This is a genomic window from Mycobacterium barrassiae, from assembly GCF_025822765.1.
GTDB classification, from domain to species: domain Bacteria; phylum Actinomycetota; class Actinomycetes; order Mycobacteriales; family Mycobacteriaceae; genus Mycobacterium; species Mycobacterium barrassiae.
Genome location: NZ_JACKUK010000012.1, coordinates 94,929 through 117,897, shown reverse-complemented (window position 1 = coordinate 117,897; position 22,969 = coordinate 94,929). Strand labels below are relative to the sequence as shown.

19 protein-coding genes and 1 pseudogene are annotated in these 22,969 nt (G+C 67.5%); 5 read left to right on the top strand and 15 right to left on the bottom strand.

The features are described 5' to 3' along the window. Positions 1-103 precede the first annotated feature (103 nt). Positions 104-691, top strand: coding sequence for a CGNR zinc finger domain-containing protein (locus H7J93_RS03765; RefSeq protein ID WP_267304952.1), 588 nt, complete (start codon positions 104-106; stop codon positions 689-691). Between the two features lie 18 nt (positions 692-709). Here the strand turns inward: H7J93_RS03765 and H7J93_RS03760 are convergent, their stop codons facing one another. Together H7J93_RS03760 and H7J93_RS03755 are read right to left on the bottom strand one after the other, a co-directional pair. Continuing rightward, positions 710-1,477 carry a CPBP family intramembrane glutamic endopeptidase gene (locus H7J93_RS03760; protein ID WP_267304951.1) on the bottom strand — a complete coding sequence of 256 codons (768 nt, stop codon included), beginning with the start codon at positions 1,475-1,477 and terminating at the stop codon, positions 710-712. A gap of 11 nt (positions 1,478-1,488) precedes the next feature. Beyond that, positions 1,489-3,903 (bottom strand): phosphoketolase family protein, encoded by a 2,415-nt coding sequence (locus H7J93_RS03755; RefSeq protein WP_267304950.1) that lies wholly within the window; start codon positions 3,901-3,903, stop codon positions 1,489-1,491. Between the two features lie 84 nt (positions 3,904-3,987). On the opposite strand from H7J93_RS03755, the gene H7J93_RS03750 reads away from it, so the two are divergent. The 3 genes and pseudogenes from H7J93_RS03750 (at position 3,988) to H7J93_RS03740 (ending at position 8,669) form a co-directional block, all read left to right on the top strand. Next, complete coding sequence (locus H7J93_RS03750; RefSeq protein WP_267304949.1) at positions 3,988-4,863, top strand: TIGR03619 family F420-dependent LLM class oxidoreductase; 876 nt, start codon at positions 3,988-3,990, stop codon at positions 4,861-4,863. Continuing rightward, positions 4,836-7,194: pseudogene (locus tag H7J93_RS03745) on the top strand (CaiB/BaiF CoA transferase family protein). The gene H7J93_RS03750 and the pseudogene H7J93_RS03745 overlap by 28 nt, the downstream one beginning before the upstream one ends. Positions 7,195-7,205: 11 nt before the next feature. After that, a complete protein-coding gene (locus tag H7J93_RS03740; RefSeq protein ID WP_267304948.1) occupies positions 7,206-8,669 on the top strand; it encodes an acetyl-CoA acetyltransferase in 1,464 nt (487 codons plus the stop codon). Between the two features lie 2 nt (positions 8,670-8,671). Here H7J93_RS03740 and H7J93_RS03735 read toward each other — a convergent pair whose 3' ends face one another. The 8 genes from H7J93_RS03735 to H7J93_RS03700 all read right to left on the bottom strand — a co-directional run bounded on the left by H7J93_RS03735 (position 8,672) and on the right by H7J93_RS03700 (position 17,401). After that, entirely contained in the window at positions 8,672-9,469 is a 798-nt protein-coding gene (locus H7J93_RS03735; protein ID WP_267304947.1) for an SDR family NAD(P)-dependent oxidoreductase, read from the bottom strand. Next, positions 9,466-10,047 carry a hypothetical protein gene (locus H7J93_RS03730; protein WP_267304946.1) on the bottom strand — a complete coding sequence of 194 codons (582 nt, stop codon included), beginning with the start codon at positions 10,045-10,047 and terminating at the stop codon, positions 9,466-9,468. Before H7J93_RS03730 ends, H7J93_RS03735 begins: the two co-directional genes overlap by 4 nt. A gap of 21 nt (positions 10,048-10,068) precedes the next feature. Next, a complete protein-coding gene (locus H7J93_RS03725) occupies positions 10,069-11,274 on the bottom strand; it encodes an NAD(P)/FAD-dependent oxidoreductase (protein ID WP_267304945.1) in 1,206 nt (401 codons plus the stop codon). A 42-nt stretch (positions 11,275-11,316) separates the two neighbouring features. Continuing rightward, on the bottom strand, positions 11,317-12,087 hold the full coding sequence (locus H7J93_RS03720) for a DUF72 domain-containing protein (RefSeq protein ID WP_267304944.1): 771 nt from the start codon (positions 12,085-12,087) through the stop codon (positions 11,317-11,319). After that, the gene (locus H7J93_RS03715; RefSeq protein ID WP_267304943.1) at positions 12,050-12,382 is read right to left on the bottom strand and encodes a TfoX/Sxy family protein; all 333 of its coding nucleotides are present in this window, start codon (positions 12,380-12,382) and stop codon (positions 12,050-12,052) included. The genes H7J93_RS03720 and H7J93_RS03715 overlap by 38 nt, the downstream gene beginning before the upstream one ends. Before the next feature lie 63 nt (positions 12,383-12,445). Then, positions 12,446-14,776 (bottom strand): endopeptidase La, encoded by a 2,331-nt coding sequence (gene lon, locus H7J93_RS03710; protein WP_267304942.1) that lies wholly within the window; start codon positions 14,774-14,776, stop codon positions 12,446-12,448. Positions 14,777-14,957: 181 nt separating this feature from the next. Further along, positions 14,958-15,962 (bottom strand): esterase family protein, encoded by a 1,005-nt coding sequence (locus H7J93_RS03705; RefSeq protein ID WP_276021264.1) that lies wholly within the window; start codon positions 15,960-15,962, stop codon positions 14,958-14,960. A gap of 206 nt (positions 15,963-16,168) precedes the next feature. Then, positions 16,169-17,401: an alpha-hydroxy acid oxidase gene (locus H7J93_RS03700; RefSeq protein ID WP_267304940.1), complete on the bottom strand. Its 1,233-nt coding sequence runs from the start codon at positions 17,399-17,401 to the stop codon at positions 16,169-16,171. Positions 17,402-17,477: 76 nt separating this feature from the next. Here H7J93_RS03700 and H7J93_RS03695 point away from each other — a divergent pair, with 76 nt between their 5' ends. Next, positions 17,478-17,921 (top strand): DUF1810 domain-containing protein, encoded by a 444-nt coding sequence (locus H7J93_RS03695; RefSeq protein WP_267305047.1) that lies wholly within the window; start codon positions 17,478-17,480, stop codon positions 17,919-17,921. Here H7J93_RS03695 and H7J93_RS03690 read toward each other — a convergent pair. Genes H7J93_RS03690 through H7J93_RS03670 form a run of 5 tightly spaced genes read right to left on the bottom strand, consistent with a single transcriptional unit; the run spans position 17,893 to position 22,960 of the window. Further along, a complete protein-coding gene (locus H7J93_RS03690; RefSeq protein WP_267304939.1) occupies positions 17,893-19,185 on the bottom strand; it encodes an alpha-amylase family protein in 1,293 nt (430 codons plus the stop codon). The two genes, H7J93_RS03695 and H7J93_RS03690, sit on opposite strands and share 29 nt — an antisense overlap. Then, a complete protein-coding gene (locus H7J93_RS03685) occupies positions 19,182-19,661 on the bottom strand; it encodes a nucleoside deaminase (RefSeq protein ID WP_267304938.1) in 480 nt (159 codons plus the stop codon). The genes H7J93_RS03690 and H7J93_RS03685 overlap by 4 nt, the downstream gene beginning before the upstream one ends. A 30-nt stretch (positions 19,662-19,691) precedes the next feature. Beyond that, complete coding sequence (locus H7J93_RS03680; protein ID WP_267304937.1) at positions 19,692-21,380, bottom strand: tetratricopeptide repeat protein; 1,689 nt, start codon at positions 21,378-21,380, stop codon at positions 19,692-19,694. Further along, positions 21,304-22,377, bottom strand: coding sequence for an SNG1 family protein (locus tag H7J93_RS03675; RefSeq protein ID WP_267304936.1), 1,074 nt, complete (start codon positions 22,375-22,377; stop codon positions 21,304-21,306). Before H7J93_RS03675 ends, H7J93_RS03680 begins: the two co-directional genes overlap by 77 nt. After that, positions 22,370-22,960: a TetR/AcrR family transcriptional regulator gene (locus H7J93_RS03670; protein WP_267304935.1), complete on the bottom strand. Its 591-nt coding sequence runs from the start codon at positions 22,958-22,960 to the stop codon at positions 22,370-22,372. Before H7J93_RS03670 ends, H7J93_RS03675 begins: the two co-directional genes overlap by 8 nt. Positions 22,961-22,969: the final 9 nt, after the last annotated feature.

Here is a 22,969-nt window from a genome sequence, read left to right as displayed (position 1 = left end):
CGGGTTTCGGCATTCGTTGCTCTAGTGACTGTCTAACAGAGTACAGCGGTCATGCATGACCAGTCAAGTTGATATACCGGTCACGCGGGGTTATCGTGACCACATGGCTGCCGAACCGCAGCGATGGCCCGCCGACGACGAATCCAAGCCGGCGCCAGGACCGCTGCTCCGAGTTCAGGCCCTGGTCAACACCGTCGAGTTGCCTGCAGGGCCGGACCGCCTGGCCGATGCCGCCGACGCTCGTCCCTGGCTGATCGACCAAGGCCTGTTGGCGCCCGGGACCGCTCTGAGCGACGCCGACCTGCAGCAGCTGCGCGACGTCCGCGAGGCGTTGCGCGCCCTGTTGCTCCGCAACGGAGACGGGCCGGCGCCGACCGAGGCCGAGTTGGCGCCCCTTCGCGCGGTGGCCGCCGGCGGGGCCGCGCGGGCGGAGTTCGACGCCGACGGGGCGGTGCGTCTGGCCGCGGCCGGCGAATCGGTGTCCGAGCGACTGGTCGAACTCCTGCTGATCGTGCGAGACGCGCAGCGTGACGGCAGTTGGGCGCGGCTGAAGGTCTGCGCGAACGACGAGTGCCGATGGGCGTTCTACGACAGGTCGCGCAACCACGGCGGCACGTGGTGCGAGATGTCGACGTGCGGGAACAAGCTCAAGAACCGCGAATTCCGCGCCCGCCGGAAGGCGAGCCGCTGACGGCGAAGTGTTCGTCAGTCAGGTGGACAGGTGCCACACGAGCGCGGCGGCCAGCGCGCCCAGCCCGTTCAGCGACCAGTGCAGGGCGATCGGCGCGATCAGGCTGCCGCTACGCCGGCGCAGCCAGGTGAAGACGAACCCCGCGAAAGCCGTCGCCGCCACGGCCAGGACGACCCCGGCCACCGTGCCGAGCAGGCCACCGCCGAACAGCCGGGTGAACCCGACGTTACTGCTGGTCAACCCCAGTGACGTCGCGATATGCCACAGCCCGAACAGCAACGAGCCCGCCGCCGCGACACCGCGGAACCCCCAGGCCCGGTTCAGCGCTCCGTGCAGTACGCCGCGGAACGCCAGCTCCTCGGGAATCACCGTCTGCAGCGGGATGATGATCATCGAGGCGATCAACGCACCCGAGATCGTCGCGTAGTTGTTGTTCATGAACATCGGTCGCGTCCACGGCAGCAGCGCACCGATCGCGATCACCGAGACCACCAGTCCGACGGCGGCCAGCGCATAGCCCGCACCTGACTTCCAGTGCTCCCTGCCCAGTCCGAGTTCGGCCCAGCCCAGGCCGCGCGATCGCACGAGAAGCAGCAGACCCACCGCGGCCGCGGGCACCGTGGCGATGCTGGCCCACGGGGTGGTGAAGTGCGCGATGACATTGGTGAGCGCGAGCACCACGACGACGACGGCGATGTCGACGTAGATGCGGAAGTGATGAATCGCGGACAGCTGCTCGATCAGCGGGTGCGGAGGCGGCTCGGCTACCACGGCTTGATCGGACACGGGTCGGGATTCTACCCGCGCTCGCTGAGCGTCTCCTGAGACAGAGACGTCGCGTGGTAGTCGGGATCCCATGTCCAGTTGGTGATCGCGGGGTCGTCCTCGCCGTGGTCCCGCGTGTAGCGCCGGGCCGCCATGCGGGCGTCGACCATGCGCTGGCGCAGCATCGCCGCGCGGGTGGCCAGGCCGTCCACACGGTCGATGACGTCGAGCACGAGATGGAACCGGTCCAGGTCGTTGAGCATCACCATGTCGAACGGCGTGGTCGTCGTCCCGCGTTCTTTGAATCCGCGCACGTGCATCTGCGCGTGGTTGGTGCGCCGGTACGTCATCCGGTGGATGAGCCACGGGTAGCCGTGATAGGCGAAGATGACCGGCTTGTCGGCGGTGAAGATCGCGTCGAACTCGCGATCGGACAGCCCGTGCGGATGTTCGGTGTCGGGCTGCAGCCGCATCATGTCGACGACGTTGACCACCCGCACACGCAGCTCCGGCAGTTCGCGGCGCAGGATGTCGGCGGCGGCCAGCGTCTCCAGCGTCGGGATGTCGCCGGCGCACGCCAGCACCACGTCGGGCTCACCGGTCGTGGTGCTGGCCCAGTCCCAGATCCCGAGCCCGCGGGTGCAGTGCGCGATCGCCTGGTCCATGTCGAGGTAGGTCAGCGCGGGCTGCTTGCCGGCCACGATCACGTTGACGTAGTGACGGCTGCGCAGGCAGTGGTCGGCCACCGACAGCAGCGTGTTGGCGTCCGGCGGCAGATAGACGCGGACGACCTCGGGACGCTTGTTGGCGACGTGGTCGATGAAGCCCGGATCCTGATGCGAGGCGCCGTTGTGGTCCTGGCGCCAAACATGGGATGTCAGAAGGTAATTCAACGACGCGATCGGGCGACGCCACGGCAGTTGCCCGCTGCTGTACAGCCATTTGGCGTGCTGGTTCAGCATCGAGTCCACGATGTGCACGAACGCCTCGTAGCAGTTGAACAACCCGTGCCGACCGGTCAGCAGATAACCTTCGAGCCAGCCCTGACAGAGGTGTTCGGAGAGCACCTCCATCACCCGGCCGTCGGGGCTCAGGTGGTCGTCGTCGGGTCCGGTCTCGGCCAGCCACGTCTTGTCGGTCGCCTCCAGGACCGCCGACAACCGGTTCGAGGCGGTTTCGTCGGGGCCCATCACCCGGAAGCGATCCGGGTTGCGACGGATCACGTCGCGCAGGAAGGTACCGAGCACCCGGGTGGCTTCGGCGGTTCCCGTCGCGGGTGTCTCGACGGCGACGCCGTAGTCGGGGAAGGCGGGCAGGTCGAGGTCGCGCAGTAGCAGTCCGCCGTTGGCATGCGGGTTCGCGCTCATGCGTCGCTCACCCTGCGGGGCGAACTCGCGAAGGTGTGGCCGCAGCGCCCCGTCGTCGTCGAACAGCTCATCGGGGGAGTAGCTGCGCAGCCAGTCCTCGAGCTGCGCCAGATGTTCCGGGTTGCTGCGCGTCTCTGACAGCGGCACCTGGTGCGACCGCCAGGTGCCCTCCACCTTGTTGCCGTCGACCTCCTTCGGCCCGGTCCAGCCCTTGGGGGTGCGCAGCACGATCATCGGCCACAGCGGCCTGCCCTTCTCACCGTCGAGCCGGGCGGCCCGCTGGATCGCCGCGATCTGGTCGAATGCCTCGTCGAGTGCGGTGGCCAGCTGTTGATGCACGTTCGCCGGATCGTCACCGGCCACCGTGATCGGCCGATAGCCGTAGCCACCCAACAGCGCCTCGAGCTCCTCCTGCGGAATCCGCGACAACACCGTCGGGTTGGCGATCTTGTATCCGTTGAGATGCAGGATCGGCAGCACCGCGCCATCGGTGACGGGGTTGAGAAACTTGTTGGAATGCCAGCTCGCCGCCAGTGGCCCGGTCTCGGCTTCACCGTCGCCGACCACACACGCGACCACCAGATCGGGGTTGTCGAAGGCCGCGCCGAACGCATGGACCAGCGCGTAGCCCAGCTCACCGCCCTCATGGATCGATCCCGGTGTCTCCGACGCGACGTGACTGGGGATCCCGCCGGGGAACGAGAACTGGCGGAACAGCTTTCGCAGCCCGTCGGTGTCCTCGGAGATGCCCGAATAGACCTCGGTATATGTGCCCTCCAGATAGGCATTCGCCACCAGTCCCGGGCCGCCGTGGCCGGGCCCGGTGATGTAGATGACGTTGAGGTCGCGGTGGCGGATCACCCGATTGAGGTGCGCGTAGACGAGGTTGAGGCCGGGCGTGGTGCCCCAGTGACCGAGCAGCCGCGGTTTCACGTGATGCGGCGCCAGCGGCTCACGCAGCAATGGATTGTCCAGCAGGTAGATCTGGCCCACCGACAGATAGTTCGCGGCGCGCCAGTACGCGTCGATGAGCGTCAGTTCGTCGTCGGACAGGGTGGGGGCGAGCACCTGGTCGGTCATTCGACTCATCATCGTCTTCGCGGGTGAACAATGCTGAGATCCCGGTACCCGATTGGCACAGAGCTAAGCATTAGCCTGACGGTCGTGTTGGGATTCGCGGTACCGCAGTACGGGGAGGCCGCCTACGCCGACCTCGCCCGCTTCGCATCGACCGCCGAGGAACTCGGCGCCGACAGCCTCTGGGTCGGGGACCGACTGCTGCCCGCGGTGCACCCCAGCGTCGGCTATGCGGGCTCGGACTCGATTCCGGAGCAGTTTCGCACCGGCATCGATCCGTTCGTCGCATTGGCGGTGGCCGCCACGGCGACGAGCAGGGTCCGACTCGGCAGCAGCGTGTTCGTCGCGCCCTGGTATCCGCCGGCGCAACTGGCGCGCCAATTGACCAGCCTCGACGTGGTCAGTGGTGGCCGCCTGATGCCGGGGTTCGGCATCGGATGGTCGCCGGAGGAGTACCAGGCCGCGGGAGCGCCGTTCCGCCGCCGCGGCGCTCAACTCGACGAGCTCCTGGATGCCCTGGAAGCCTGGTGGACGACGAATCCCGTTGCGCACCAAGGTGAACGGTGGACGATCCCGGAGTCGTGGGTGAACCTCAAGCCGGTGCAGCGCCCACACCCGCCGATCTATCTGGGCGCATTCACGCCGGCCGGGCTCAAGAGGGTGGGTGAGCGTGCCGACGGCTGGACGCCGGTGGTGCAGGTGCCTCGCGCCGTGAGCGTCGAGATGCTGGACGGGCAACGGCGAGCCGTCGACGAGGCCGCCCGCGCCGCGGGCCGCGATCCGTCGTCGATCCACCCGTACGTCCGGATCAATGTCGCCGAAGGCACACCCGTCGAGCAGGTCGCCGACGCCATCGCGGTGCTCGCCGACAACGGCTATCCCGACGCGTTCGTCGACCTGCTCTACGTCTCCACCTCCACCGACTCCCATCTCGAATGGGTGGAACGGCTGCTGAAGCGGTGACCGAGGGACTGCTGGAGTCGGTACGGGTTCTGGACCTGGGCGGCGCATCGTCCGACGGCGTCGGCCGCCTGTTCGCCGACCTCGGCGCCGACGTGCTGAAGATCGAACCGCCCGGCGGTGGCGAGGGGAGAACCGCGCTGCCCGCCGTCGGGGGCGCAAGCATCGCCTTCGCGGTGTACAACGCCAACAAGCGCAGCGCGGTACTCGACCCCGATAGCGCCGCGGACCGGCAGCGACTGCTCGACCTGGCGGGCGCCGCCGACATCGTGATCGACAGTGGCAGTCCAGGAGCTGCTGCCGCATACGGAACATCCTGCGCTGAGCTCGCCGACCGGTTCGGGCACCTGGTGGCGTTGTCGGTGACCGATTTCGGCACCACAGGCCCGTACTGCTCGCGGACGGCCACCGACGCCGTGTTGTACGCGATGTCGACCGCGCTGTCCCGGACCGGCCCGACGACGGGCAGACCGGTACTGCCTCCCGAAGGGCTCGCATCGGGGACTGCGGCGGTGCAGGCGGCGTGGGCGACGCTGGCCGCCTACTACCGCCGATTACGGGACGGCAGAGGCGATTACATCGACTTCTCCCGCTTCGGGGGGGGTCCTGCAGGCGCTCGACCCGCCGTTCGGCTCGGAGGGCCAGGCCTCTGTCGGCCAGAAGACGCTTGATGAGCTGTGGCGGGGTCGGCCGCGCAATCAGCAGATCTATCCGATCTTCGCCTGCAAGGACGGCCACGTCCGCATCTGTCTGCTGTCGCCGCGCCAGTGGCGCGGGATGCGGGGCTGGCTGGGTGAACCCGAGCAGTTCGCCGACCCCGAGTTCGACACCATTGCCGCGCGGTACGCCGCCTCGCGCGAACTCAACGCCGCAATCGCCGAGCTCGTCGCACCGCAGACGATGGACGCACTGGTCGCCGAGGGGCAATCGCGCGGAGTACCCGTGGCCGCAGTCCACACGGCGGCAGAAGCGTTGGCGTCGGAGCACTTTCGGGCGGTGGACGCGCTGACCGACCTGAAGGTCACCGCGGACGTGACGCTGACGGTGCCCGCCGGTCCGGTCATCGTCGACGGCCGACACACCGGAGTCGTGCGTCCGGCACCCGAGGTGGGCGCCGATGAACCCGATTGGGCCGCAGGTACATCCGCCGCCGAACCCCTTGGCGATGTCGTCGTGCGGCCCTTCGATGGCCTGCGCATTATCGATCTCGGCGTAATCGTCGCCGGCGGCGAACTCGGCCGCCTATTCGCGGATCTGGGCGCCGAGGTCATCAAGGTGGAAAGCGCCGCCTATCCCGACGGCCTTCGCCAAACCCCGCCCGGTATGACGATGAGTAGATCGTGGGCCCTGACGCACCGCAACGAGCAGAGCCTCGGACTCGACCTACGGCACCCCGAAGGTGCAGAGCTGTTCCGTCGCCTGGTTGCAGAAGCGGACGCTGTGTTCGCCAACTTCAAACCGGGAACACTTGATTCGCTTGGCTTTTCGTACGCACAGCTGCGGGAGATCAACCCGCGGATCGTGCTGGCCGAGAGCAGCGCGTACGGGCCGACGGGGCCGTGGAGCGACCGCATGGGATACGGCCCGCTGGTGCGCGCGGCGACAGGGGTCACCTGGTTGTGGACCTCCCAGGATGCCGAACCGGGCAGTTTCTACGATGCGACCACCGTCTTTCCCGACCACGTCGCCGCCAGGCTCACCGCGGTGGCGGCGCTGGCCGCCCTGATGGGGCGAGACCGCACCGGAAGTGGTGCGCACGTACACATCCCGCAGGCCGAGGCGGCTGTCCACCTGCTCGCCACCGCGTACGTCACCGAAGCCGCGCGCTCGGCCGGCGTCGCGGTGGACGGGGATGAGTCGATCCACGGCGTGTACCCGTGCGCGGGTGAGGACGAATGGTGTGTGATCTCCGTCCGCTCCGAGGCCGACCGTGCCGCCTTGTCGGCGGCCATGGGCGCCGCTTTCCCGTCACGCGAGCGGACGTCCTTCCTCACGGCCGTGTCGGAGTGGACGAAGGCCAAGGACAAGTCGGACATCGCCGAAACATTGCAAGCAGCAGGTGTGCCCGCGGCACCGATGAACCGAGCCGTGGACATACCGGTCGATCCGCAGGTCGTTTCCCGGCGGCTGTACTCTGACATGCCGCATCCGTTGTTCGATGTGCCGATGCTCTGTGAGACGGGCCCCGCGGCCTACACGGGCATTCCAGCCGCGGAACTCCGACCCGCCCCGATGCCAGGGGAGCAGACCCGCCAGATCTGCCACGAGGTGCTCGGGTTGAGCGACGAGGAGACCGATCGGCTCATCGTCGACGGCATACTTTTCACTCAATAAGGGAGTACACGATGGATCCGCGTACGCCGGTGCTGGTCGGATATGGCCAGGTCAACCAGCACGACGAGAACCCCGATGTGGAACCGGTCGACCTGATGGAGGCGGCCGCCCGCGCTGCCGCCGATCCGCGCGTGCTGGAGGCCGTCGACGCCATTCGAGTGGTGAACCTGCTGTCCTGGCGGTACCGGGATCCGGGATTGCTGCTCGCCCAGCGCATCCGGGCCGACGGGGCCGCCACGCGCTACACCGGCATCGGCGGCAACGTGCCCCAGACCCTGGTCAACAAGGCGTGCCTGGACATCCAGGCGGGTCGCGCCGAGGTGGTGTTGATCACAGGCGCCGAGACGTGGCGGACCCGGTCACGTGTGCGCGCGACTGGCGCCAAGCCCCAGTGGACACGTCAGGACGACTCGGTGCCCATCGCCGAAGGCTCCGATGAAGGCATCGAACTGGCCGGTCCGGCCGACCTTCGCATCAAGCTCGACCGGCCGGCGTTCGTCTATCCGATGTTCGAGCAGGCACTGCGGATCGCCGCGGCGGAATCGCCGGACGACCACCGCCGTCGCATCGGCGAACTCTGGGCGCAGTTCAGCGCCGTGGCCGCGAGCAACCCGCACGCATGGAGCCGGGAGGCGTTGTCGGGCAACGACATCGCCGAACCCAGTCCCAAGAACCGGATGGTCAGCTGGCCCTACACCAAGCTGATGAACTCCAACAACATGGTCGACCAGGGCGCGGCGCTGGTGCTGACGTCGGTCGAGAAGGCGACCTACCTTCAGATTCCGCGCGACCGCTGGGTGTTCCCGTACGCCGGCACCGACGCTCACGACACGTACGTGATCAGCGACCGCGCCGAGTTCTACACGTCGCCCGCGATCCGGATCGGCGGCACGCGCGCGCTGGAGCTGGCGGGCAGCGGCATCGACGACATGGCGCTGATCGACGTCTACTCGTGCTTCCCGTCGGCGGTGCAGGTGGCCGCCAACGAACTCGGCCTGCCGACGGGTGACCCGTCGCGGCCGCTGACCGTGACGGGTGGGCTGACATTCGCAGGCGGTCCCTGGAACAACTATGTGACGCACTCGATCGCGACCATGGCCGAGCGCCTGGCCGCGAACCCCGGACAGCGCGGACTGATCACCGCCAACGGCGGGTATCTCACCAAACACAGTTTCGGGGTGTACGGCACGGAGCCGCCGACGCATGAATTCCGTTGGGAGGACGTGCAGTCCGAGGTGGACCGCGAACCCACCCGCGAAGCGGTCGTCGAATGGTCGGGTGTGGGCACCGTCGAAACCTGGACAACTCCGTTCGATCGGAACGGGGAGCCGGAGAAGGCCTTCCTCGCTGTGCGTACCCCTGACGACGCGCGGGCGCTCGCGGTGATGCACGAGGACGTCGAAGTCACGGTGCGCGAGGACATCGCAGGGGCCAAGGTCTCGGTGAACCAGGACGGCACCGCGACCCTGGTGTGAGCTCAGTCGAGGTCGGCGAGCAGGGCGTTGACGCGCTCTCTGGCCACGACGTCGGCGCCGGGACCCACCACCGCGTGCACCCGGCCCGCCTCGACCGCGTCGATCGCCGCCTCGGCCACTACATGGGGGCTGATCGCGCCCTGCATCGCGGCCGCCTCGCCCTCGGCCGGTGTGGCCGCGGCGCCCGGCGGCACGAGTGCGGCGGAGTTCCGTCCCAACGGGGTGTCCACCAGTCCGGGGCACAGCACCGTCGCACCCAGATGCTCTGACACCGCCTTCAATTCGACGTTCAGGGTCTCGGTCAGGCCGACCACCGCGTGCATGGTCGCGTTGTATGGCGCGAGGGTGGGCAACGGCATCAAGCCGCCCGCCGAGGCGGTGTTCAGAAAGTGTCCCGAACCCTGGGCGATGAACAGCGGCGCAAACGTGCGCACGCCCTGCACGACACCCATCAACTTCACGTCGATGAGCCACCGCCACGTTTCCAGTCGCTGCTCCCACATCGGGGCCTGTTCGCAGACCACCCCCGCGTTGTTGCACACGAGATCGACCCGGCCGAACCGTTCGACGGTCTCGTCGGCGAGTGCGTCGATATCGGCATCGACGCTGACGTCGGCATGCACACCGACAACGCGGCCCGCGTATGACGACAGCGCGTCGACAGCGGCGGGGATCGCGTCCTCCCGCACGTCGGCGATCATCACGTTCACGCCTCGCCGGACCAGGACGGAGGCCAGGGCGAATCCGATGCCGCTGGTGCCGCCGGTCACCACTGCGGCCTGTCCCGCTGCGATCTTCACGGTGCACCCACGGGGACGTCCGTATAGCGCGGCGTGAAACCGTCAGTGGAGAACGTGAAGCCCTTGCCGCTGAACTCGCTCAGACACGACACCCCGGTGGCCTCCTGGACGTTGCAGCGGAATCCGGCCGCGGCCAGGATTCTGTTGAAGGGCAGCACTTTTGCGGGCCCCGGCTTGAGCGCGAACTCCGGTTGTTCGAGTGCGACGAACCTGGCGTCGCCTTCGCGTGGAACGACAACCGCGTTGGGCGCTTTCTCGCCGGTGGCGTCGGGCACCGAATCCGGTGCACCGGTGATGTCCAACCCCGATGGCCAGTTGTTGACCGACTGACACCCCGCCTTCACCCGAGGGATGATCGCACAGGCCCACGCGCCGCTGGGGGAGATGAAGTAGTAATTGGTACCGCCGGACGGGTGCGCGACGTAATCGAACGCGTTGGCCAGGTGCGCGTTGCTCGGCGGTGGCGCGGACGGCGTCGTCGACGTGCCGACCGGGCCGGCTGCGGGTGTCTCGCCGGTGTCGGTGACCGTCGTCGAGGAGCAGCCCGCGGCCAGCACCGCCACCGTTGTCAGTGCCATCGACAGCGCGCGGCGGGTCACTTATGCGCGGGCGAGTTGGTCGGGGTCGACCGGCTCCCGGGACCGGATCAGCGCTTTGATGTCGTCGAGCCCCTCCCAGATGTTGACGTTCATCCCTGCGAGCACTTTGTTCGTGTCGTCGAGCCAGAAGGCCGTGAACTCGCGGCCGGCGAGATCGCCGCGGAACACCACCCGGTCGTACTCGGGCGCATACCCCACGTACTCCATGCCGAGGTCGTACTGATCGGTGAAGAAATAGGGCAGTTCGTCGTACTCCTGCGACGTGCCGAGCATCCCGGCGACGGCGACTGCCGGTTGCTTGAGGGCGTTCGCCCAGTGCTCGGTGCGGATCCGGGCGCCGAACAGGGGATGCTCGGCGGCCGCGATGTCACCGACCGCGTAGATGTCCGGATCGCTGGTGCGCAGCGACGCATCCACGAGTACGCCGCCCTGCCCGGTGGCCAGCCCGGCCTGCTCGGCCAGCCCGATGTTGGCGGCGGCTCCGACGGCCACCAGCACCGCATCGGCGGACACGGTGGAACCGTCGCCCAGTTTGAGCCCCGTCGCGACGCCGCCTGAGGTCGTGATCTCGTCGACCGTCGTACTCAGCCGTAGATCCACGCCGTGGTCGCGGTGCATCGCGGCGAACACCTCGCCGGCCTCGCGGCCGAGGGCGCCCATCAGCGGTACTTCCGCGGTTTCGACGACGGTGACCGAGGCGCCGCGTTCACGCGCGCCCGCGGCGACTTCGAGCCCGATCCACCCAGCGCCGACAATTGCGAGTGAAAAGCCCTCCGTGAGAAGCGAACTCAGCGCTTTGGCGTCATCGATCGTGCGCAGGTAGTGCACGCCGTCGGCGTCGGCTCCCGGGATGGGTGGCCGGCGCGGTGAGGACCCGGTCGCCAGAAGGAGCTTGTCGTAACTCACGGTGGTGTCGTCGGGTAACGACACCGTGTGGGCGCCGGGGTCGATCGTCGTCACTTCGGTGCCGAGCTGCAGCTCGACGTGATGGTCGCGATACCAGGCCGACGATGCGGCGGTGAACTCCTCGAACTGCTTCTTGCCGAGGAGAAACTCCTTCGAAAGCGGGGGACGTTCGTAGGGCAGGTGCTCCTCCGCGGCGAACAGCACCACATGCCCGTCGAAGTCCTTGTCTCGCAATGCTTCTGCGGCCTTGGCACCAGCCAGACCACCGCCCACGATGGCGAATGTTGACGACGTTGTCATGGCACCTGAGCTTACTCGCGACAGGGCGCTTCGGGATGGCCGTCAACGACAGTCGGCCAACAGCTCCTTGAGCTTTCGCGCGTTGTGGATGGCGTGTCCGCCCAGGTCGTTGTTGAAGTAGATCAGCACCCGACGGCCCTCGTCGCGCCAGCCGGCCAGCCGGTCGGCCCAATCGGCCAGCTCGTCGTCGGTGTACGACCCCGCATAGATCGAGTCCTGCGGAGGTCCGTGCATGCGGATGTACACCAGATCGCTGGTCGCCCGCGGGACACAGGTCAGGCCGGCTCCGCTCATCACCACGTAGGCGGCGCCGTGCCGTTCGAGGAGGGCGTAGACCGCGTCGTCATCCCAGGAGGGATGCCGCAACTCCATCGCCACCGGGATCCAGTCGGGCATCAGCTTCAAGAAGTGGTCGAGGCGTTCGTCGTCGCGTTCGAGTTCGGGATGCAGTTGGACCAGCAGCGCTTCGCGCCGGTCGCCGAGCGCGGTCCAGCAGCGCTCGAACCGCTCCACCCATGGTTCCGGAGAGCGGAGCCTGCGGTAGTGGGTGAGTCCCCGCTGGGCCTTGACCGACATCGTGAAGCCGTCGGGCAGGCGCTGGCGCCAGCCCTCGAAGGTGGCGTCCTTCGGCCACCGGTAGAAACTGGCGTTGAGCTCGACGGTGTCGAATTCCTCGACGTAGACCGCCAGCCGCTTGGCCACCGGCAACTTCGGCGGGTACAGGACGCCGGCCCAATGGTCGTAGGACCAGCCGGAGGTGCCGACGCGTATCTCGTTACTTCGGCGGGAGGCTCTTGGCGAAGTCGACGCCACGGCTCACCCAGCCCTGTAGCTGGCGTTTGGTCTTGACACCCGCTACGGATACCCGCAACCAGCCGCGAGTCTCACGTCCCGCCATGATCATCGGCTCGACGTGAGCCCGCGACAGCAGCTTGTCGGTCTCGTCCGGCGGGACGCGGACCATCAAGCCACCCTTGCCGCTGACCACCACCGCCATGTTGCCGTTGATGAGAAACGCCAGCCCGCCGAACATCTGCCGCTCGTCCACGCCTTGTTGGGTGGCGACGAGTTCGCGGACGCGGTGGGCCAGGTCTTCGTCGTAGGCCATGCGACGACCGTAACGCCATGGCGCGATTCGGGGGGAAATCGCGCCATGGCGTTACACGCGGTGTCAGGCGGCGACTGTTGCTGCCGCCTCCGCGGGCACCAGCGCCTGCGCGACGATCTCGGCGACGTCGGTCATCGGTTTGACCTCCAGCGATTCGAGCACGTCGGCCGGGACGTCGTCCAGGTCGGCCTCGTTGCGCTGGGGGATGAAAACCGTTGACAGACCGGCCCGTTGCGCCGCCAGCAGCTTCTGCTTGACGCCGCCGATCGGCAGCACGCGGCCGTTCAGCGTCACCTCGCCGGTCATGCCGACGTCGGAGCGCACCTGACGCCCGGTGGCCATCGACACCAGCGCCGTCACCATCGTCACGCCAGCCGACGGCCCGTCCTTGGGCACCGCGCCGGCAGGCACGTGCAGGTGGATCCGCCGCTCGAGCGCCTTCGAGTCGACGCCGAGCTGTTCGGCGTGCGACCGGACGTAGGACAGCGCGATCTGCGCGGACTCCTTCATCACGTCGCCGAGCTGACCGGTCAGCTGCAGGCCCGGTTCACCATCGGTGGCGTTGGCCTCGATGTAGAGCACGTCGCCACCCATTCCCGTCACCGCAAGGCCCGTCGCCACCCCCGGCACCGCCGTGCGCTCCGCCGACTCGGGCAGGAAGCGCGGACGGCCCAGGTACTCAACGAGATCGGGCTCGTCGATCACGATCGGCCCCGTACCCTCGGCCAGCTTCGTCGCCACCTTGCGCATGGCCTTGGCCAGCAGCCGCTCGAACTGCCGCACGCCGGGTTCCCGCGTGTAGTCGGCCGCGATCTTGCGCAGCGCCGCCTCGGTGACGGTCACCTCGTTCTCGGTCAGCGCCGCCTTCTCCCGCTGCCGGGGCAGCAGGAAGTCACGCGCGATCGCCAGCTTGTCGTCTGCGGTGTAGCCGTGGAGCTCGATCAGCTCCATGCGGTCCAGCAGCGCCGACGGGATGTTCTCGATCACGTTGGCCGTCGCCAGGAACACGACATCGGACAGGTCCAGATCCAGCTCCAGGTAGTGGTCGCGGAACGTGTGGTTCTGCGCCGGGTCCAGCACCTCGAGCAGGGCCGCAGAAGGGTCGCCGCGGTAGTCGGAGCCGACCTTGTCGATCTCGTCGAGCAGCACGACGGGGTTCATCGACCCCGCCTCGCCGATCGCGCGCACGATGCGACCGGGCAGCGCGCCGACATAGGTGCGGCGGTGGCCACGGATCTCGGCCTCGTCGCGCACACCGCCAAGGGCGACGCGAACGAACTTGCGGCCCAACGCCCGAGCGACACTCTCGCCGAGCGACGTCTTGCCGACACCCGGGGGACCGGCCAGCACCATCACGGCGCCGGAACCGCGACCGCCGACGACGGCCATCCCGCGCTCGGCCCGCCGCGCCCGCACCGCCAGGTACTCGACGATGCGGTCCTTGACGTCCTCCAAGCCGTGATGGTCGGCGTCGAGAATCTCGCGCGCCGACTTCAGGTCGGTGGAGTCGTCGGTCTTGATGTTCCAGGGCAGGTCGAGCACGGTGTCCAACCAGGTCCGGATCCAGCCGCCCTCCGGGCTCTGCTCGCTGGCGCGCTCGAGCTTGCCGACCTCGCGCAGCGCCGCCTCGCGGACCTGTTCGGGCAGATGGGCTTCCTCGATTCGAGACCGGTAGGTCTCAGAAGATCCGGTCCCGTCGTCCGTTTCCCCCAGCTCCTTGCGGATCGCGGCGAGTTGCTGACGCAGCAGGAACTCCTTCTGCGTCTTCTCCATGCCCTCGCGGACGTCGTCGGCGATCTTGTCGCTGACCTCGACCTCGGCCAGGTGATCGCCGGTCCATTGGATGAGCAGCTTCAACCGCTCTGCGACGTCGGGGGTCTCCAACAGCTGCCGCTTCTGCACCTGGCTCAGGTACGACGCGTAGCCGGCCGTGTCCGCCAGCGCGGAGGGATCGGTCAGCTGGTTGACGAAGTCGATGATCTGCCAGGCCTCGCGCCGCTGCAGCATCGCCAGCAGCAGCTTCTTGTATTCGGCGGCCAGCGTGCGGATCTCGTCCGTCGGTTCGGACTCGTCGATCTCGGTCACCTCGACCCACAGCGCGGCGCCGGGACCGTTCGCTCCCGCGCCGATATGCGCGCGCTTGGTCCCGCGCACCACCGCTGCCGTGCCGCTGCCGCCGGCGATCCGGCCGACCTGGACGATCGTCGCGAGCACGCCGTACGAGGGGTAACGGTCCTCCAACCGGGGAGCGATCAGCAGCTCACCGGATTCGGTGGCCTGTGCCGCGTCGACGGCGGCGCGTGCCGCGTCGTCCAGTTCGATCGGCACCACCATGCCGGGCAGCACGATCGATTCGCTCAGAAACAGCACCGGCACTGATTTGGCTTCAGTCATGAATCCTCCAAAGTTCAGTCAGATGGACTCAACCTTGGACAGGCTCACTTTGTTCCCGGATTCCCGGCGATTTGTGTGCGTTCAGGAGCGCTGAGCGCGCCCGAACGCACACAAATCGCACGGAAATGACAGGGAGCCTGCCGTTCGGGGGGTACGGCAGGCTCCCTGGTTGTGGGTGGAACTAGGTGGTGGCTTGCGCCCCCAGCACCCGCTGGATGTCGGGCTTCATCTGCTCGAGCTGCTGACCCCAGTAGCCCCAGCTGTGCGTGCCCTGCGCGGGGAAGTTGAACACCCCGTTGGTGCCACCCGCGGCGACGTAGTTGTCCTTGAAGCTGACGTTGGTGCGCAACGTCAGGCCCTCGAGGAACTGCGCGGCCATCAGGTTGCCGCCGCCACCGCTGGTGTCGAGCTCCGAAGGAGTACCGGAACCGCAGTAGATCCAGATCCGAGTGTTGTTGGCCACCAACTGATTGATGTTGACCATCGGATCATTGCGCTTCCACGCCGGATCCGACGACGGACCCCACATGCTCTCGGCGTTGTAGCCGCCCGCGTCCTGCATCGCCAGCCCGATCAGCATCGGCCACCAGCCCTCGGACGGGTTCAGGAAGCCCGACAGCGACGAGGCGTAGATGAACTTCTGCGGGTGATAGATCGCGTACGTCAGCGCCGCGGCACCGGCCATCGAGATGCCCACCACCGCGTTGCCGTTCTGCGACACGCCCTTGTTGGCTTCCAGCCACGCGGGAAGCTCGTTGGTGAGGAACGTCTCCCACTTGTAGGTGTAGTCCTGGCCGTTACCCCGTGACGGCTGATACCAGTCGGTGTAGAAGCTCGACTGGCCACCCACCGGCATGACCGTCGACAACCCCGATCCGTAATACCACTCGAAGGCCGGGGTGTTGATGTCCCAGCCGTTGAAATCGTCCTGCGCACGCAGACCGTCGAGCAAATACACCGCGTGCGGACCGCCGCCCTGGAACTGCACCCGGATGTTGCGGTTCATCGATGGCGAGAACACATCCAGATACTCGACGGGCAGCCCCGGCCGGGAAAATGCACCAGCAGTCGCCGAACCCCCGACGAAGCCGATCAGGCCGGGCAGCGTCGCCGCTGCAACGGCACTCGCCGCCAGCCGGCGAAACCACATTCTTGCGGTACCTCGGCACCTCTCTTTGAACTTCATAACGGCAACCAACCCACCTTTCATCGCATGCCACAAAGCGTTTGCCGTTTGCTCTGCGTGCGTAATGAAACACGTGGACCGGGGGAGTTCCGGTGCTCAACACTCGGTTGCGATATCGCGGTTGGCTAACGATTCCGACTCGGCGAGGACTCACCGAACGCCGATCTCAGGTGTGACCAGTGTGAATAGAGTGAAACGCCGCGCACCTAGGGCACGCGCGGAAGGAGGCGGTGCAGCTGCGTCACGTGGCGCGGGGTCAGTTCGTCGAGCGACGTCACCCCTAGCAACCGCATCGTGCGGCTGACCTGGCGCGACAGGATCGCGATGGCGCGGTCGACGCCCGCCTCGCCGCCGGCCATCAGCCCGTACAGATAGGCCCGGCCCACCAGCGTGAACCGCGCACCCAACGCGATCGCCGCGACGACGTCGGCGCCGGACATGATCCCGGTGTCCAGCAAAACCTCTGTGTCGCGGCCGACCTCGCGGGCGACAAACGGCAGCAGGTGGAACGGCACCGGCGCGCGGTCGAGCTGCCGGCCGCCGTGATTGGACAGCACGATTCCGTCCACGCCGAGGTCCACCACCGATTTCGCGTCCTCGAGTGTCTGAATTCCCTTGACCACCAGCTTGTTCGGCCACTGCGTCTTGATCCACGCGAGATCCTCGAACGTCACGGTCGGGTCGAACATGGTGTCCAGATACTGGGCGACGGTGCCGGGCCAGCGGTCCAGCGAGGCGAACGACAGCGGTTCGGTGGTCAGCAGGTCGAACCACCAGCCCGGGTGCGGGACCGCGTCGAGCACGGTGCGCAGAGTCAACGCCGGTGGGATGGACATGCCGTTGCGAGTGTCGCGCAGGCGGGCGCCGGCGACGGGTACGTCGACCGTGACGAGCAGCGTGTCGAACCCCGCGGCGGCGGCACGCTCGACCAGGGCCATCGACCGGTCGCGGTCCTTCCACATGTACAGCTGAAACCAGTTGCGCCCATGCGGGTTTGCGGCCTTGACGTCCTCGATGGACATCGTTCCGAGGGTGGACAGGCAAAACGGGATGCCCGCGCGGGCGGCGGCGTGCGCACCGGCGATCTCGCCCTCGGTCTGCATCAGCCGGGTAAACCCGGTGGGCGCGATGCCGAACGGCAGCTCCACCCGGTCGCCGAGCACGGTGGCGCCGGTATCGACTTTCGCGACATCGCGCAGGATGGTCGGATGGAACTCGATGTCGCGGAAGGCTTGCCGCGCGCGGGCCAGCGACAGTTCCTCCTCGGCTGCCCCGTCGGTGTAGTCGAACGCCGCCTTCGGTGTGCGGCGTTTGGCGACGCGACGCAGATCCTCGATCGTCAGCGCGCTGTCGAGGCGGCGACGGGTGAGGTTCAGGCGCGGCTTGCGGAACTGCAGCAGCGGCGCGAGTTCCTGTGGTCGCGGTAGACGGCGCTTCATCAGCTACGTTCGACGATAGTCATTGAAAGACAAAGACTATCTTGCAAGACTTGCCTCCGAGGGAGCAGTGCGGAAATTGTCGGCATCCGATCGTGACGATCCGTTTGATCTTCGGCGCTTCGTCGAAGCGCAGGATCGCGTCTACGACACTGTGCTCGAAGAGTTGCGTGGTGGCCGCAAGCGCAGCCACTGGATCTGGTTCATCTTTCCCCAGTTGCAGTCCCTCGGCCGAAGTGCGACCGCGCACCGCTACGGCATCAGGTCACTGGCGGAGGCCAAGGCCTACCTCGACCATGACGTGCTGGGCCCACGACTGCGGGAATGCGCACGGGTGGTCGCCGGGATCCAGGGCGCGTCGGCCTCCGAGATCTTCGGCTGGCCCGACGATCTCAAGGTGCGCTCGTCGATGACGCTGCTCGGCCGGGCGACCGACGACAATGCCGACTTTCGCGCGGTGCTGGACCGGTTGTACGACGGTGTCGAGGATGAGCTCACGATCGAGCAGTTGGCGCGAGGATGAGCCAGCCGTGCGGCTCGACCTGCACCGATGCGACGACGTCCTGAGGTGGCGCCCCCGACCCGGCAAGGATTGTGCCCTCATCGAATCCGACATCGGGTAGCGAGACCGACAACGGTTCGTCGTCGATGTTGAGCGCCACCACCAGAGCGTCGGCACCGTTGCGGGTTTCGTACACGTAGCCCCGATTGGTGACGCTCAGCGGCGAGGTGCGGGCCGTGTGCAGCCATGGATGCCGCCTGCGTAATCCGATCAGATGCTGGTGCAGCCGGAACTCGTCGCGCCCGAGCCCGTCGCTACCCTCTGGCGGAGAACCGAATTCGGGTCGCACCGCGTCGTCACCGCCGAAGCGTTCCTCTTTGACACCGCGGTAGGCGAACTCGTCACCGGCATAGATACTCGGAGTGCCACCGGTCGTCAGCAGGATGACCACCGCGTGTTCGAGGTGTTTGGCGTTGTCGAGGCGGCTCGCGATCCGGGTGACGTCGTGATTCCCGACGAACGTCATCGGCACGAACGTGTCGAGAAACTCGTTGTGCCGCACCAGCGCCCAGTCGAGCTCGTGGAAGTTGCCGTCGTTGAGACCGCTCCAGATCGCCTTCCACAGCTCGTACTGTGTCACCGAGTCGAATCCGCCGTCCCGCACCCGCGCCGAATAGTCGCCGTGGATGACCTCCGCGACGAACCACGCGTCGGGAAACGCCGAGCGGACGCGGGGGAGCACCTGCGCCCAGAACCGGTCGGGGACCGCGTAGGCGGCGTCGAGACGCCAGCCGTCGGCGCCGCGGGCCAGCCAATGCGTCATGACGTCGACGGTGTAGTCGACCACCTCGGGGTTGTCATGGTCGAGGGCGATCAGACCGCCGTGGCCTTCGAAGGTGTCGAAACCAGAACCGTTGCTGCGCTTACGGAACCACGAAATATGGCCGAACTCGGTACCCACATGGTTGAAGACGCCGTCGAGCAGTACTCGCAGCCCCCGCCCGTGCGCCTCGGCGATCAGATGGTCGAAGTCGGCGTCGTCCCCGAGCCGGGGATCGATCCGATAGTGGTCGGTGGTGTCGTAGCCGTGGGTGAGTGACGCGAAGACCGGCCCGAGCGCGAGGCCCGACGTGCCGAGTGCAATGGCGTGATCGAGCCAGTCGACGACGCGGCGTAGCCGGTGATCCTCGGCGGTCGGGGGCGGCTCCGCCGGGTACGCGCCGACGAAGCCGAGGGGGTAGATCTGCCACCAGATCACATGGTCGACCCATGACGGTCCCGTCATGCCCGGAACTTCGCTTCGTAGAGCGACCGCATGGTCTCGGCGTACTGCAGCGCTGGCCCATCGACGTCGGCGCGGGGCGCGATCGTCGTGATCGGCAGCGGAGCCACCGGCGACGGGGGCGCACCCCACTCGGTCAGCCATTGCGTCAGCTGTTCCGACGACGCCGCGTAGACGATGCGGCCGAGGCCCACCCAGGCGTGCGCCGCCGCACACATCGGGCAGTGCTCTCCCGACGTGTACACGGTCGCGGCGGCCCGCTGGGCCGGGCTCAGGTTGTCGGCGGCCCAGCGCGCGATGGCGAACTCCGGATGCTGGGTGGCATCGCCGTCGTTGACCCGGTTGCGGTCCTCGAAACGGACCTCACCGTCAGCATCGACGAGGATCGAGCCGAAGGGTTCGTCACCGTCCTCGAGGGCTTCACGTGCGAGATCGATACAACGGCTTAGGCGTTCAAGATCATCGTCGTTGATGGCCACAACCGATGAGTCTACGGACCTCGGCGCGCCTCAGCCCGCGGCGACCTCCAGCCGGCACGCGCACGACGCCTTGATCGGTACGTCGGCGCGCGCGAGCATCAGGTCCAGTTGCTGGCCGATGATCGCGGCTTCGGCGGTGCGTCCGAGGCGTTGCAGGCATTCGTGATAGCCGTGCAGGCTCCACACATTGCCAGGATGCTGACACGGCCGCGCGAGGGTCGGATCGAGGCCGAGGTCCGCGGCGTACACCGCCGCCGCTTCTTCGACGTGGCCCTGCTCGAGCAGCAGCGCGCCGTACGCATGTCTGGTCGGCTGCATCCAGCCCCATGGCTCGTCGTACGGAAGTGAGTCGTCGAGCTCGATGGCGCGCCTCAGGTGTGCGAACGCTTCGTCGAATCGTCCTTCGCGGTAGGCGATTTCGCCGTCCAGCATCTCGGCGGCGACGGCCAGGATGTCGCGCACGGTGTTGTTGAACAGGTACCTGCTGTCCGGGATGCGCTCGTAGGCCGTGGAAAACGCCTCGCGCTCGGCATGCGCCTGCGCCAGTTGGCCCTTTGCGGCGTGTGCGACGCCCCGGCCGTAGTGGATGGTGGCGGTGGTACTGCAGTACAGCGACTGGTCGTCCGGCAGTGGCTCCGCGATCAGGTCGTCCCACCGGCCGAATCGGACCAACACGTGAGTTCGCAACGGGACGAACGCTTCCAGCCAGTCGGCCATCGGCGGTGACTCGATGGTCAGCAGTTCGGGAGTGAGTTGCCCGGCCAGTTCGGCTGCGGCATCGAGCGCGATTCGCGAATTGCCTTCGAACATCGCGGAATACACCACGAAATGCAGGTTATGCGCGCGGTAGAGCGAGTAGAAACTCAGCGGACCCTCGTGCTCGACGAAGCGCCGATCCACCTGCACCGCTTTGAGATTGGCCACCACCGAATCGCGGTAGTTACCGCACAGCACATCGATGTGGCTGGGCATGTGCCGTAGGTGTCCGGCATCGGGCACCAGGTCTCGTAGCAGGTCGGCGGCGGGCAGGGCGTCCTGGGGGCTGGTCGACATCTCCATCGTGTGGATGTAGAGATGCAGTATCCCCGGGTGCGCGCGGCCCTCGGGGGTGGCCAGCGCAGCGTCGAGGATGTGCTTGGCCTCGACGACCCGCGAGCCCGGGGCTGGCTCACCGGTACTGGTGTCCCATAACGCCCACGCGGTCACGTTGACCAACGCGTCGGCGGTCAGCGCCTGCACGTCGATGTCGTCCGGATAGGCCTCCGCCAGTGCCGCCATCGCGTCGGCGTAGGCGGCGCTGCCGGCCTGCAGAGCCTCGGAGTCGTTCGGATCGTCGGTGGGGAAGCGGGACTGCAGCGCCTCGATCAATCCCCGCTCGACCGGCGACGCGCGACCTGTTGTCGCCAGCTTCAACTCCATCCGCGCCCGGGCCAGGGCGGCACCGAGGTCGACGGGATCGAATGCCTCCCAGGCCTTGTTGTAATTCGGACCGATCGCGTACGCCACGCCCCACCGCGCTATCGCGAGGTCGGGGTCGAGTTCAAGTGCGCGGTCGAAGCATCGGATGGCTTCTTCGTGATTGAAGGCGTAGGACCACACCAGGCCGCGGTCACACCACACCTGTGCCTGCGGCGAGGGCGATTCAATCGGCCGGTGATAGGAGCCGAGGTCGTAGTAGGGCTCGGTTTCGCCCGGCGCCACTGGAGATGAAACGCTCATGTAAGGCACGATAATTCACCCGCGACGCCGTGGCGAGAACCGCGAGCAGGCAACCCGCCGCACCCCAGATCGCCAGTGTCACGAGGGGAGTCTGCGCACCGTTGCCGCCGAAGTATTCGATGCTGCGCAACAGCGAGACGCCAGAACCCTGCGGCACCACCGCATTGAAGGTTGTGTAGAAGCCCGAAAGGAGCGGAAGGCCCACCGGTCCCGCGGCAGCGGCGTTGCCGATCACGACGAGAAACAGAGTGAGCGCCATCGAGGCGACCGTGCCGAATGCCGCGGCGACCCCGGAGATGGCGCCGCCGACCGCCATCGAGTACAGCCAGAGCGCGCCGAACACCTGCCACGGATGGCCGGTGAGCGCGTGCGCCACACCGTCGACGTACACCGTCACGCAGGCTGCCAGCAGCGCCGAGTAGCCGGCGAGGGTCATCGTTCGCAAGGCGAGCGTTGTCGGGCTGTGCACCCGTCCCATCAGGTAGCCGAAGATCGCGGCACCCACGGACGCGCCGATCGATATGAAGATGATCGCGTAGAACTCGACAGTGCCCGAAGGGTTTCCGGCGCTGGTGGGCGCGATGTCCTCGACGGTGGCGGACAGTCCCGACTCGGCTGCGATCGCGCGACCGACGGTTTCGGCTGCCGCGGCGACGCTGCGCCCACCGCCACCGGCCACATAGATCTTCATCTCCCCGGCGGGTCCAACGGCGATCGCCGCGTCGGCGCTGCGTTCGTAAACCTGTTGGCGCGCCGCGGCATCGTCGGTGACCGCGTTCGCCACCAACCCGTCGTGCTCGCGGACCGCGTCGACCAACTGTTGCGGGCCGGCCACGGCGACCGTCAGATGATGCAGCGTCGGCTTGGCGAACGCACCGGAGTAGCTTGCGATCATCGCGAGCACGAAGACCGTCAAACCGATCATCGCGAGGACCATGGTGCGGATCGCGGCGCGATCGCGCGCCGGATGCGAGGCGGGTGCGTGATGTCTACCCATGTTGGAGTCCATTCGTAGATGTGGTGAGACCGAGCAGCGCGTTGACGGTGTCCAGTGCCGCGTTGACGCGGTCGCTGAGGTCAGTCGAGTCGGGGTCTTCCATCCACGACCGCAGCACCTCCATGAATCCGCCGACGAGGAACCGGGTCACGGCTTCCGGAGTCAGGGCCGCGACCGCGCTCACCGCGGGCATGCCCAGTGCGGCGATCTCCTCGCACGCGGGGAGTAGTTCGGCGCGGAAGGCGGTGACGACACGTTGCGTCACCGCACTGGGTACGACGTTGCGGTACGCCGAACGATGCTCGGCCGCGAAGTCGAACAGGCGGAGGATCCGGGTCCGCGGGTCGCCGCTGTGGTCGGCGGCGGCCGCGGCGAACGCCGCAGAGATCGCGGTCGCGACGGCGTCGTCGCGGTCGCGGAAGTGTTGGTAGAAGACCTGCCGGCTGACGCCGGCGCGGGTGACGATATCGCCGACCGTCAACGCATCGACGGGACCGTCGTGAGCCAGGGCGAACGCCGCCTCGCGCAAACGGGAGCGGACCCGTTCGGCGCGGGGATCGGAACTGTTGGCGCGTGCTGCCATGCCAGCAGT